A 13,239-nucleotide genomic window follows, 5' to 3' on the forward strand; every position below is an offset into this window, starting at 1 on the left:
AAAAGCTTCAATATTGAAAATATTTTTTATTTTTGATAAAACTATTAAACAAATTACAATGAAAAATTTATTAGGCGCTCTTGTATTATTCTTAGCTTTCACAGTAAATGCTAGTGCTCAAGAGACATTTAAAAAAGTGGACGAAAAAGTTGAAGCAAAAAGTAATTTAGCAGCTCTTTCTGAAGTTGTTCCTGTTCAAGGTACTTTAAGCGAGGATTTATTCAGATTATTTGAATACAAACACAGAAATTTAAATGGAAATCTTTCTGCAGAAAGAAAAGCGGAATTAGCTAAAATTATTGAATTAAAGTTAAGAGCTACACTTTCTCAAGAACAAATGCAAAGCATTGAAAGTAAACCAGGTTTGTTGAAAAAATTAACAAACTAAAAATAAAAAAATCCCGTCAGTTAAACTAGACGGGATTTTTTTTTACTAATATTTTCTCACTATAATATCTTAGCCACTTCGTTGATACATTTTATAGTATAATCTAAATCTTCATACGTTAACGCATCAGTAATAAACCACGTTTCATAAGCAGATGGCGCAATATAAATTCCTCGTTTTAATAATTCATGAAAGAATTTTTTAAAGGTATCATTATCGCCATTTTTCGCTGTTTCAAAATCGTACACTTCGTTTTTATCAAAATGCACTGAAATCATTGACCCTACTCTATTTATAGTAAACGCGATATTATTTTCAGATAAAACTTTGTCGATTCCTTTTTCTAAGTAAGCTGTTTTTTCTTCTAATCGTTTAAAAATTTCTTGATCAGAATTTAATTCTAATAACATTTGGTATCCTGCAGCCATTGCTAAAGGATTTCCTGACAATGTTCCCGCTTGATACACTGGACCAAGTGGCGACAACATATTCATAATTTCATTTCTTGCAGCAAAAGCACCAACTGGTAAACCTCCACCAATTACTTTTCCAAAACAAACAATATCTGCATCTACATCAAATAATTCCTGAACACCACCTTTTGCTAAGCGAAATCCAGTCATAACTTCATCAAACACTAACACTGCGCCGTTTTCTGAACAAAGTTGCTTTAAACCAGATAAAAATCCACTCTTTGGAGGAATACAACCCATGTTTCCTGCAACTGGTTCTACAATAATGGCAGCAATTTCATTTTTGTTCGCTTCAAAAAGTGCTTTCACATTTTCGAGATCATTATATTTTGCTAATAATGTGTCTTTTGCAGTTCCTTCTGTAACTCCAGGACTATTAGGCACACCAAAAGTACTTAAACCGCTTCCAGCTGCAATTAGAAACGAATCGGAATGACCGTGATAACAACCTGAAAACTTAATAATTTTATCTCGTTTTGTATAACCACGTGCTAAACGAATCGCACTCATACAAGCTTCTGTACCCGAATTTACAAAACGAATTTTATCTATATTTGGCACCATTGAAACTGCTAATTCAGCAATTTTTGTTTCCAATTCTGTTGGTGTTCCAAATGAAGTTCCTTTTTTGGCTTTTTCAATAATGGCGTTAATTACAGGTTCGTGTGCGTGACCTAAAATCATTGGTCCCCACGAGTTGATATAATCAATATATTTATTTCCGTCTTCGTCATATAAATAAGCTCCTTTTGCTTCTTTTATAAAAATTGGAAATCCACCAACTCCTTTAAATGCTCTTACTGGCGAATTTACACCACCAGGAATTACTTCATTAGCTTCAATAAATAACTGACTACTTCTTTGATATAACATTATTTTTTTACTTTTAATTTTTGACCTATTGAGATTCCAGAATCTGGAATATTATTTAAATTTTTCAATTCATCAACTGACAAATTATATTTTTTTGATAACGAATACAACGTATCACCTTGTTGTACAGTATGTTCACCATCGAGTTGAGTTATCACTCTGACTTTAGGAACAAAATTTCTTCCTAAAACTTCGTTATCAATTTTATACAATTCATAACGTTCGATAATTCCAATTAATTTTGATGGATATAAACTATCTGTTGCATAACCCGCTTTTTTTAAACCATTTGCCCAAGCTTCATAATCACCTTTATCAAGCTTAAACAAACCTTCATATCTTTTTCTTGAAGATAAAAATGCCGAATGATCTTTATAAGATTCTGCAGGATCTTTGTATTTTCTAAAACATTCTTGTGCGGCGTCATCATCATATTTTATTGATTCACCCATCCAACCCGTATGACATTTAATTCCGAAGTGATTATTAGCTTGTTTTGCTAAATCTCCAAAACCAGCACCAGATTCTAAAATTCCTTGCGCCATAGTTATACTTGCAGGAACGCCGTGTACTTTCATATTGCTTTTAGCCGTTTCTTTAAAATCAGCAATGTATTTTTTTACATCTTCCGTTGTGGCTTTTACTTTTGAAGTAGCTACCAAAACTTCACTTCCAGAAGAAGGTTTGGTTTCTTTTGGAACAGTTGAAACATTAGGTTTTACAGTTGGAGCTGTTTTCACAGGATACCTTTTAGTTACTGGATAACTTTTGGTACTTGGAGTTCTTTTAGCCGTTCTTATTTTTGAACTTCCACAACTTATAAAAAGTAGAGAAATAAATACTATTAAAATCTTCTTTATCATATTATTATCTTCGTTTTTCCTTTTTTTTCTAATGCGTTATTCATTCCTGCAATGCCTTGCAAACCACCAGTATGAATGGCTAATATTTTTGAATTGGCTGGAAAATAATTACTCTCAATTAAATTCAGAATCCCAAACATCATTTTTCCGGTATAAATTGGATCTAAATGAATATCATATTTCAAATAAAAATCATTTATAAAATGGATTAATTCCTCTGTTACTTTTCCATAACCTCCAAAATGGTAATCACAATTTATGGACCAATTTTGTTTGTTTGCAAATTTAGCAATATCATTTTGTAAAAAATCACCTTTTAAGGAAGAAAATCCAATAATTTTTTGAGTTATAGATGAACTATTTATTATTCCTGAAATTGTTCCTCCCGTTCCTACAGAAGAACAAATGTGTGTAAATTCTGAATCGGAATTAGATAAAATTTCTTCACAACCTTTTATTGCCAATTCATTGGTTCCGCCTTCCGGAATTAAATAAAATTCGCCAAATTCAGTTTTCAAATTTTTGATGAAATCTGAATTCTCTTTTTTACGATATTGTTCTCTAGAGATAAAAACGAATTTCATTCCAAATTGTTGTGCTTGTACTAAAGTAGGATTGTCTGCAATTTTGTTTTGTAACTCTTCTCCTCTTATAATCCCGATAGTTTGAAAACCATACTCAGCTCCTGCACCAGCAACCGCAACAATGTGATTAGAAAATGCGCCACCAAAAGTTAATAATACTTTCTGATTTTTATTTTTAGCTTCTTCAAGGTTATATTTTAGTTTTCTAAATTTATTCCCTGAAATTATAGGATGCAGTAAATCTTCTCTTTTAATATGAAGAGAAATACTATTTGGAAAAACTATATTTATAAGTTGATTAGCAGACATAAAAAATCCCGAATAAGATTTACCTATTCGGGATTAAATATAATTATTTATTTTATTAGTTTCCTACAATAATTTTCTTTTCAACAGAAACGTTATCGGCAGTATTTAATTTTACAATGTAAACACCATCACTTAAAGCATTTGTTGGTAATTCAATTAAATTGTTGCTTCCTAAATTTTTCTTAGTAATTACTAATTTCCCAGTTACATCATAAACTGAACAATTTGAAATTTCTTTTCCTAAAGTGTTCACAATAGTTAACATTGCATTTTCATTGTTTTGAAAAACATTAAATGAATTAGCTACTAAATTGTTATTGTCATTAGACAACACATCAAAGTTTTTAAATGTTACTTCAAAACGAGAAGCGTTTTCTCCTGCTGGTAAACTTGTATTGAAGTCTCCATTTTTAATATCATGATATATTCCTGTTTCTTTATCGAAAATATATACATTTTCAGAACCAGTAAAGTTGATAACATCAGAAACTTTAACTTTAAAAGTAGACGCTGCACCACATTTAAAAGCAATTGGAATTCTTTTTTCCATTGCAAATGGCAAAGTAGTAATCACACATTTTTTGTCATTATTATTTTGACCGAAATACACCATATCTGGAGCATTTACATAAACATCTGGTGAAACACCATCGTAGCCTAAATCATAATCATCAGTTGTATTAGGATTAAAAGCCATAGCAACTTCAAGAGATTTTGCATTATTCATTATTGTCAATAATTTTATTTGAGGTACTGGTAATTTTGATAATTGTGTATAATCAACACCAGCAACATTAGGAATTTCATCCCAATTTGACCCTCCTAAATTTTGACTAGGAGCAGAATTTTTCTCAAAAGTTGAATTATTAGCAACACCTTCTCTAACGAAAACTCTATATTTATTTCTCATTACAGAAGAACCAGCCGCGATACCTTTAACCATAAAACCTTGTCCAATTGGAGAAAACTGTCTTTTAAAAGTAGAACCTGACGAACCTCCTGTAGAATTTAAAGTACCATCAGGATAATATGTATTCCAAGTTGCAGCAACCCATGTACCAGGTGTACCTACAGTTGCTCCGTTAGCAACATAAGTTCCATAACCTCCAACATATCCAGCTAAAACGTGTGTATTAGCTGTTTTACTGTGTTCCCAAAAATAAGCAGAACCATCAATAACATTTGGATTACCTCCAGCAGAAACATTACCAGCGCCATCATAAGATCTTCCAGTATGCTCTACTAAATACATATTTAAATTAATTGCACTAGAATATGGATTACCAACTAGCGTTAAATTTCCATTTGAAACAGGTACGGAAATATTCCCATCATTTGGTCTTCCTCTAAAATCGTAACGTTGCGCTAAACCAGTTTTATTAGCAACTGCTTCTGCTGCATCTGCAACAGTTCCATCAGTTCCAGAAGTTCCTTTCATTGAAAATCCTTCACCAGGATTTAAAGTAGAAGCTGAACCAACATATTGCCAGTTAGCATAAACTGGAGATAGAGAAACAAATTTCCAAATCCAATATGGTGCAATTTGCATTGTACCACCAACACCACCTGTAGTAGTACCATTATAACTACTTGTTGGTAAAATTTCAGCAGCAGTAGAACTGATTAAACCTGACGGTCTGTTTAACATTGTAATCCCAAAAGGATTCCCTGCAGCACCAGAACCAACTGGTGAACACCAATAGTTATATTGAAAATTATTTACAGTTCCTTCTTGAAAAACAGATAATTTTCCTGTTCCCGTATTAACAGAAGATCCAGAACCTTTTTGTAATAACTGTGACGTATTTCTTAAATAGAAATTACCTGTATTATTTAGGTTGACGTCATTTGTGACAGTCATATACTGATTTGTCATAAAGACATAAGAACCATCTTTTACAAATAATTGTGCATTTACAATCCCTGTAAAAACAATTAATAAATTGGCAAGTAATATTTTTTTCATAAAAACAAGATTTTATAGTCTAAGAAAATCGACAACCAAAGTTAATGCGTTTTTTTGTTAAAAAAAAACGTTTTTTAGACTTATTTGTTAAAAAAACAAAGGTACAAAAAAAAAGCAAACTTCAAAAAAATACCACACAAAAAGCTTGAAAACTAGATAAATAACATTTTTTTATGTGATTTTAGCTATTTTAACAAAAAAACCTGCGTTTTATCGATAATATTTCAATTTAACTTTTCTAATTTTTCATAAATTTAACAAAATTTCTAACAATTAATACTCATTTTTTGATTTTATTTTATTAAATTTGATTTTATCATTAAAAACAAACATGAAATAAACAATAATATAACAAATAGTTAAAAATAAACAACCCCTGTTTTATGAAGCAAAATTACAATCTATCAACTTATGTTGATTACACACTTAGTGCGTGGAATTTATTTTCTCGCAAAAGTAAAACCAATTTGGTATTTGCTTTTCTTTTCACCTTTTTAGGTTTTTCTGATGCTTTTGGGCAAGTAACTATTAATACTGCTAATGGAAATATTAATAGTTGTGTTTACCCAACTAACTATGTTACTTTAGGAAATATTTTTTTAGAGGAAAATCAAAATGCTAATTTTAGCATCACTAACGTAAACACTGATTATACGTTAATTATTACTGCTCCAACAAATTTTGAATTTAATCCTGGTGTTGGCTCAGTGGCATTTAGAGCAACTGGTGATATTACAGCAGCATCAATTAATGTAACCGCGACTACAATTACTGCAACCTACAGAAGTAGTGATGGTAACAGAACTAATGACGATGACCGTTTAACGATAAGCGGTATTCAATTTAGAGGTATAACCGCTCCTTCATCTGGAAACATGACAAGAACTGGCGGAACCGGGGTTATCAATGGAGCAGCTATTGCAGGTCCTTCATACGGAACATTAACATCTACAAATAATCCACTTGGAGCTAATGGTGGTGGCGCCGCTTCGGTATGTGTTGGTGCCACTACTCCTGCATTTACAAATGCAACAGCAGGAGGAACATGGTCTATCACACCTGGTACAGGAACCGCAACAATTTCTGCAGGAGGTGTTGCTACAGGAACATCACCTGGTACAGTTACAGTTGTTTATACTTTAAATGGATGTGTATCAAATAGAGCATTAACAGTTTCCATTACACCTGCAGCAATTACTGGTGGAGCAGCATCAGTTTGTACTGGAGCTACTACTCCGGCATTCGCAAATGCAGTCGGTGGCGGAACATGGTCTATCACAAACGGAACAGGATCAGCGACAATTTCTGGCGCAGGAGTGGTTACAGGAGTTACACCAGGTAATGCAACTGTAGTTTACACTATCGGAACCTGTTCCACATCAACAGCAATAACCATTATTACAACACCTAGTATCACAACAAACCCATCAAACACAAGTGTGGCAGCTGGAGCAAATGCTTCGTTCACTGTTGTAGGATCTAACTCACCAACAAGTTATACTTGGCAAGTGAGTACCAATGGTGGTGGAATCTGGACTACCATTACAAATGGAGGTATTTATAGTAATGCTACAACCGCAACATTAAACATCACTGGTGTGACTATGGGTATGGACGGATATTTATACCAAGCTTCAGCAACAAACAGTTGCGGAACATCTACTTATTCTGCAAATGCGATTTTAAATATTTCATTAGTATATTGTGCATCAGTACCAAATACCAACTTTCCTGACGGTATCACTAATGTTCAATTCAATACTATTAATAACACAACAGCAACAACAGCTGCTATTCCATATACAGATTACACTGCTACTCAAAGCACAACAGTTACTCAAGGTCAATTTCACAATATTAATGTTAGAGTAAACACAGATGGTGCTTTTACTATGGCGCAAATAGTATGGTTTGACTGGAATAGAGATGGTGATTTTGACGATTCAGGAGAAGGCTATGATTTGGGAACTGTTACAAACAATGCTAACGGATTAAGTTCAGCATGTCCTTATTCAATATTAATTCCTGTAACTTCAGCAATTGGAACTACAAGAATGAGAGTTGCCTCACGTTTTACAACAGTTTCAACTCCATGTGCTAATGGATTTGATGGTGAAGTTGAAGATTATAGTGTAACTATTTTAGCCGCACCTGCATGTACTGAACCTACAGGACAACCAACCACATTGGTATTAACTCCAGGAGCTACATCTATAGCTGGTTCATTTACTGCTGCAGCACCTGTACCTCAAAACTACTTAGTAGTAATGAACACAACAGGCACAGCGCCAACAGGATTAATTATGGACGGAACTACTTATGCTATAGGAACAAGTATAGGTGTAGGTAATACCGTTATAGACACAGATATAAATACAACATTTACGGCAACTGGTTTAAATACGACTTCTACTTACTATTTCTTCATTTATTCAATGAATGCATTATGTAGTGGAGGGCCATTATACAACACAAACCCAACTGTATTAATTGGAAACGCTACAACAGTTGGCGCAGCTCCCGCACCTTGTATCCCACAAACTAATACAGCTGTAAATCAAGATAGATATATTAGTAGAGTTGCCTTTATTGGTACTTTAGTTGAAACCAACAATACGAGTACTTATTCAGAAATTACTCCAGGTTATCAAGATTTTACTGGCTTAGCTTTAAAAGCACAACAAGCTCAAGGAGAAGGAGTAAATATGATTGTAGAATCTATTGGAGGAAGAACAAAACTTTTTGCTTGGGTGGACTGGAATAAAAACGGAACATTTGAAACAAGTGAAAAAGTGTATGGACCTCCTGCTGCAGGTATTTCAAGCACATTTGGTTTTGTTATACCAACTGGAACAGTTCCTGGTGATTACAGAATCAGATTTAGAACTTACAACGCATATAGAGGAGTCACAGAAAATTTTAGTTATAATTATGATGCCTGTGAATTATTTAACACGATTTTAATTGGTGGATTAACTTATACTCAATACGGAGAAGCCGAAGATTATTTATTTACTGTAATTCAAAGATGTGATGCGAATATTACTTCAGTAACAGACGGAAGTGTTTGTGGATCTGGAATCGTAGATTTAGTTGCTAACGGAACTGCTGGAACAACTCAAATCAGATGGTATGATGCACTTACAGGTGGAACTTTACAAGGAACTTCAACAAGCGGAGGAACATTTGAAACTCCATCAATATCAAGCACTACAACTTTTTATTGTACTGCATGGAATGGAACTTGCGAGTCATTTGTAAGAACTCCTGTTGTAGCTAGAGTAAACCCTACTCCAACATTAACTTTCACACAATCATCACCAGACGTTTGTGGAGAAAATGCCATTGTTGCTTTAACTGCAGGCGGAGATAAACAATTAACAGATTTATTATACGAAAGATTTGAAGGCGGAGCATTAGGAACTTTTACAAATGTTAATTCAGACACAACTCCAGCTGCAATTAAAAATGATACAAAATTTACTAACAGAGCTAGTACTTTTGTCCCTACAGTTGGATTATCATGGAAACCAGCTATTTCAAGTGGCCTAGCACCTAACCTATTCGCTTTAGCTACTTCAGATGCTGGAACACCTCCAGATGTATTAGTAGAAAACTCATTGGTTTCAGCAACATTAAATTCAGCAACTTATTTGAATTTAACTATGACAATGAATTTTTATTATTCTCGTTATTATCCAGACAACACAAATAATGCAGATGAATTTGTTACAATTGATATTTCAACTAATGGTGGAGGTGCATGGACAACTTTACAAACATTTACAGCTGATACAGGTATTGGAACAAAATTTGTAAATTTATCATACAATCTAAATGGATATATCAACCAAACAAACCTAAAAGTTAGAGTTTTACACCATTCACTTGGAACAGTAACAGGATATTTACCTGATGGTGTTGCTGTAGATGATATTAGAATTTTTGGAGATTTACCATTAAATACAGCATTTGTTTGGAGCGGTGCTTCATTACCAGATGTTTACACCAACCCTGCAGCTACAACTCCTTATATAGCAGGAACTCCTGTTGTAACTGTTTATGTAAAACCAACATTAGCTCAATTAGAAATGGATAGCTATACATTTACTGCTACTGCAGTATTATCAAATGGATGTACTGCAAGTCAAGATGTTACAATATTAAATAAATCAAAAATATGGAAAGGTGCCGTTGATAATAACTGGTATAATGCTAACAACTGGAACCCAATAGGAATTCCTGACGCTAACAGTTGTGTAATTATTCCAGACATTGCAACAACAGCAAACAGACCTTCAGAAATAAACACGGTAGGTTCTAGTGCATTCGGGAAAAGCCTAAATGTAAAAAACAATGGAGTATTAAAATTATACCCAAGCAATAATTTAACAATTACCAATGCAATAACTGTAGCTGGTTCTGGATTAATAGACGTGCAAAACAGTTCTAATTTAGTTCAAATTGCAAACATTGCAAATACTGGTAACATTAACATGAAACGTACTGCAAATATCAGAAGACAAGACTACGTGTATTGGTCTTCTCCTGTTGCAGGTTTTGGGAATAGCGCAGTATCACCAGGGACAAGTTTAGGATACCAATACAAATGGCTTCCAACAACCGGTGGTACAAATGGATTTGGAAATTGGGCATTTGCAAATGAAACAATGGTACTTGGAAAAGGATATTGTTTAAGAGCTCCAGATTCTTTCTCACTTTCTGCTTTAACAAATTATACAGCATCATTTGTAGGTGTACCAAATAATGGAGATATTTCAATTCCAATAAGTAGAGGTTCTTGGAATGGTGGTACATATTCAACAGGAGTTTCAACTACACCAGGAACAAATGCAGATGATAACTGGAATTTAGTCGGAAACCCTTACCCTTCAGCAATTAATGCTATTAAATTCTTAACATTAAATACAAATATTGCTGGTTTTGTAAATATTTGGACACATGGTAATTTACCATCAAATGCAGTTATAGACCCATTTTACAATGATTATGCATATAATTACACTGCAACTGATTATATAACTTATAATTCTTCTGGAGTATCAAGCGGACCAGGTGTGTTTAATGGATTTATTGGTGCAGGACAAGGCTTCTTTGTTTCAATGCTTCATGGAACAGCAGCTACAACTGAAAACTTAATCTTTAACAACGATTTAAGAAGAGATATTCCAACTGGTAACACATACAACAATGGTCAATTTTTTAAGAGTACCGATGCCAATAAAGATGTTAACGATTTAGAAAGACACAGAATTTGGCTTGACATAGTAACACCTTCTGGAACAAGTGCAAGATCATTAATAGGCTATATTGAAAACGCAACAAATGATAAAGACAGATTATTCGACGCTTTTTCAAACGAAAAATTATCATTCAATATTTTCTCATTAGTTAATGACGAACAAATGTTAATTCAAGGTAGAAAACTACCGTTTGATACTAATGATAAAGTTAATATTGGAGTAAGTATTCCTCAAGATGGTTTATACAGAATCGCTATCGGATCTGTTGACGGGCTATTTTTAAATAAAAATCAGAACATTTATTTAGAAGATAAATTATTAAATATAACTTTTAATTTAAAAGATGCGCCATATTCATTTATGGGTAACAAAGGAATCATAAAAGATAGATTTGTTTTAAAATTTGCAAAAGACATTAAAAACACTATTGAATTAACAAATCAATTAACTGTTTATGACAATAATGTTTTAACTGTAGAATCTGGTAAGTTAAAAATTAAAAACATTCAAATTTTTGATTTATTAGGTAAAGAGTTATTAAGCAAAAACAATGTAAATAACACGACTTACATAGCTAATAATTTAGACAGAACAAATAGTTTAATGATTGTAAAAGTAACTTTAGAAGACAATACTGAAGAAGTAAAAAAAGTTATGTACTAGCAACAATACGAAATAAAAACCCAAAAAAGACCTTTACTTTAATTAGTAAAGGTCTTTTTTTTAATTATCAATATGGCATTTCAGATTAAACACCCCTTGATATAGCAATAAAACAAGATACAAATCAAATTTCACCAACAAAAAAATGTTATAATATTTGAAATATTAGTCTTTTTTGTAGAATTATAACATTTTAAGTATATATTTGCAAAAAATTACACATTATTATGATTAAAAACTTAACATTCAGCCTACTACTAATTTTCTCATCAATTAGTATAAACGCACAAGTTGGAGTTGGTACTACTTCACCTGCAGGTGCATTAGATATTAATTCAAGTACAAATGGATTAATATTACCTAGAGTTGCATTAACCGCATTAAATGTAGCAGCGCCCGTTGTTAACCCTCAAGGTGGCGGATTAGTTGTTGGAACTTTAATTTGGAATACTGCCACAGCTGGTTCAATCCCAAATAATGTTGTTCCAGGAATGTACTACTGGGAAGGATCAAAATGGATATCACTTGCTGGTTCTCCAGGAGGATTAGATTGGTCTTTATCAGGAAATACGGGAACAAATCCTGCAACAAATTATGTTGGAACAACAGATAATGTGCCATTAATTTTGAGAGCTAACAGTATTGAAAGAATTAGAATGGGTACTACAGAAACTGTAGTTAATGAAGACGCACAAAATTATAATTTCAGAGTTGAAGGAACTGGTGAATCACAAATGTTTTATGTTGATGCGGCAAACAATCACGTACACATTAGAGCAGCTTCCCCATTCCCAACAATTGACATGTTTACATCTGTTGGTGTAGCTGGCGATTATCCAATAAATGGATATGCAACTGGTCAAAATAATGCAGGAATTTACGGAAGATCTAACACAACTGCCACAGGAGCGAATATGAATACAGGTGGGTCATTTGATGGTGCAGGAAATGGTTTTTCGTCACAAGCAGGATGGAATATTGGTGCTGTTGGTACTGGATTACAAGCAGGTATCTACGGAACAGCCACTAACCCAACAAGTAATAGCGATGCTCGACAAGGTGGATTGTTTTCAATAACAGACACAGGAAATACAACACAATCGATTGCTAGTATAGCTGGGTTCGGTTCAGGACCAAATTCAACTCGCTACTATGGTGGTTATTTTGATGCAAATCAAGGAACAAATGATTATGCTTATGTTGGATATAGGTCAGGTGGAGGTACAGACTATGGTATTTTATCAGCAGGTACAAAGTCAACAATGGTAAAAGATGATGAAGGTAAAAATAGAGTTATGTATTGTACAGAGGCTCCAGAAGTTTTATTCCAAGACTTTGGTGAAGCGGAACTAAAAAACGGAAAAGCTACGATAGTATTAGAAGATGTATTAAGTAAAAACATCTCTGATAAAAAACCAGTAAAAGTTTTTATTCAATTAGAAGGTGATTGTAATGGAGTATACATTACTAATAAATCAAATAAAGGATTTACTGTAACTGAATTAAACAAAGGAAAATCAAATACAAAATTTTCTTGGCAAATTATCGGAAATAGAGCAGATTCAGTTGACAACACAGGAAAAGTTACTTCAGAATTTGATGATGTTAGATTCCCAATAGGTCCAGAAAAAATAAATTTTCCTAAGCCTGGAACTTCAAAATCAGAAAAAAGAAAATAATTATAAATACGACGATTTTTAAAAATTTATTAAAAACATTTAGGTGTTTTTGATAAATTTAATATCTTCAAAAAGCCTCACAAATTTGTGAGGCTTTTTTTTGTTTAAAAGCTTCAAAAAACAATTATTTAACAAAAAAATAATGTCTGCGAAGAAATTAAACTTTTGTGTTTTTTA

The 13,239-nt window shown here is 33.0% G+C and carries 7 protein-coding genes; 3 read left to right on the forward strand and 4 right to left on the reverse strand.

The genetic code is table 11. From position 1 onward, the window contains the following. Positions 1–58 precede the first annotated feature (58 nt). The gene (locus BMX42_RS04645; RefSeq protein ID WP_091309482.1) at positions 59–388 is read left to right on the forward strand and encodes a hypothetical protein; all 330 of its coding nucleotides are present in this window, start codon (positions 59–61) and stop codon (positions 386–388) included. A gap of 59 nt (positions 389–447) precedes the next feature. Here the strand turns inward: BMX42_RS04645 and hemL are convergent, their stop codons facing one another. The 4 genes from hemL to BMX42_RS04665 are packed head-to-tail and all read right to left on the reverse strand — an operon-like array spanning position 448 to position 5,456. Continuing rightward, entirely contained in the window at positions 448–1,734 is a 1,287-nt protein-coding gene (hemL, locus tag BMX42_RS04650; protein WP_091309486.1) for a glutamate-1-semialdehyde 2,1-aminomutase, read from the reverse strand. Continuing rightward, positions 1,734–2,597 carry a glucosaminidase domain-containing protein gene (locus BMX42_RS04655; protein WP_091309490.1) on the reverse strand — a complete coding sequence of 288 codons (864 nt, stop codon included), beginning with the start codon at positions 2,595–2,597 and terminating at the stop codon, positions 1,734–1,736. Before BMX42_RS04655 ends, hemL begins: the two co-directional genes overlap by 1 nt. Further along, entirely contained in the window at positions 2,594–3,490 is an 897-nt protein-coding gene (locus BMX42_RS04660; RefSeq protein ID WP_091309494.1) for a 1-aminocyclopropane-1-carboxylate deaminase/D-cysteine desulfhydrase, read from the reverse strand. The genes BMX42_RS04655 and BMX42_RS04660 overlap by 4 nt, the downstream gene beginning before the upstream one ends. Positions 3,491–3,545: 55 nt before the next feature. Further along, positions 3,546–5,456 carry a T9SS sorting signal type C domain-containing protein gene (locus tag BMX42_RS04665; protein WP_091309498.1) on the reverse strand — a complete coding sequence of 637 codons (1,911 nt, stop codon included), beginning with the start codon at positions 5,454–5,456 and terminating at the stop codon, positions 3,546–3,548. Positions 5,457–5,839: 383 nt separating this feature from the next. Between BMX42_RS04665 and BMX42_RS04670 the strand changes: the two genes are divergently transcribed. Beyond that, complete coding sequence (locus tag BMX42_RS04670; RefSeq protein ID WP_091309502.1) at positions 5,840–11,383, forward strand: GEVED domain-containing protein; 5,544 nt, start codon at positions 5,840–5,842, stop codon at positions 11,381–11,383. 227 nt (positions 11,384–11,610) lie between these two features. Then, positions 11,611–13,062 carry a hypothetical protein gene (locus tag BMX42_RS04675; RefSeq protein WP_091309505.1) on the forward strand — a complete coding sequence of 484 codons (1,452 nt, stop codon included), beginning with the start codon at positions 11,611–11,613 and terminating at the stop codon, positions 13,060–13,062. Positions 13,063–13,239: the final 177 nt, after the last annotated feature.

This window comes from Flavobacterium terrigena, from assembly GCF_900108955.1.
GTDB classification, from domain to species: domain Bacteria; phylum Bacteroidota; class Bacteroidia; order Flavobacteriales; family Flavobacteriaceae; genus Flavobacterium; species Flavobacterium terrigena.

Bases quoted from the DNA above. Each gene is read 5' to 3' on its own strand.
- BMX42_RS04670 (WP_091309502.1), top strand. From the start codon at position 5,840: ATGAAGCAAAATTACAATCTATCAACTTATGTTGATTACACACTTAGT.
- BMX42_RS04665 (WP_091309498.1), bottom strand. From the start codon at position 5,456: ATGAAAAAAATATTACTTGCCAATTTATTAATTGTTTTTACAGGGATT.
- BMX42_RS04660 (WP_091309494.1), bottom strand. From the start codon at position 3,490: ATGTCTGCTAATCAACTTATAAATATAGTTTTTCCAAATAGTATTTCT.
- BMX42_RS04675 (WP_091309505.1), top strand. From the start codon at position 11,611: ATGATTAAAAACTTAACATTCAGCCTACTACTAATTTTCTCATCAATT.
- BMX42_RS04645 (WP_091309482.1), top strand. From the start codon at position 59: ATGAAAAATTTATTAGGCGCTCTTGTATTATTCTTAGCTTTCACAGTA.
- hemL (WP_091309486.1), bottom strand. From the start codon at position 1,734: ATGTTATATCAAAGAAGTAGTCAGTTATTTATTGAAGCTAATGAAGTA.
- BMX42_RS04655 (WP_091309490.1), bottom strand. From the start codon at position 2,597: ATGATAAAGAAGATTTTAATAGTATTTATTTCTCTACTTTTTATAAGT.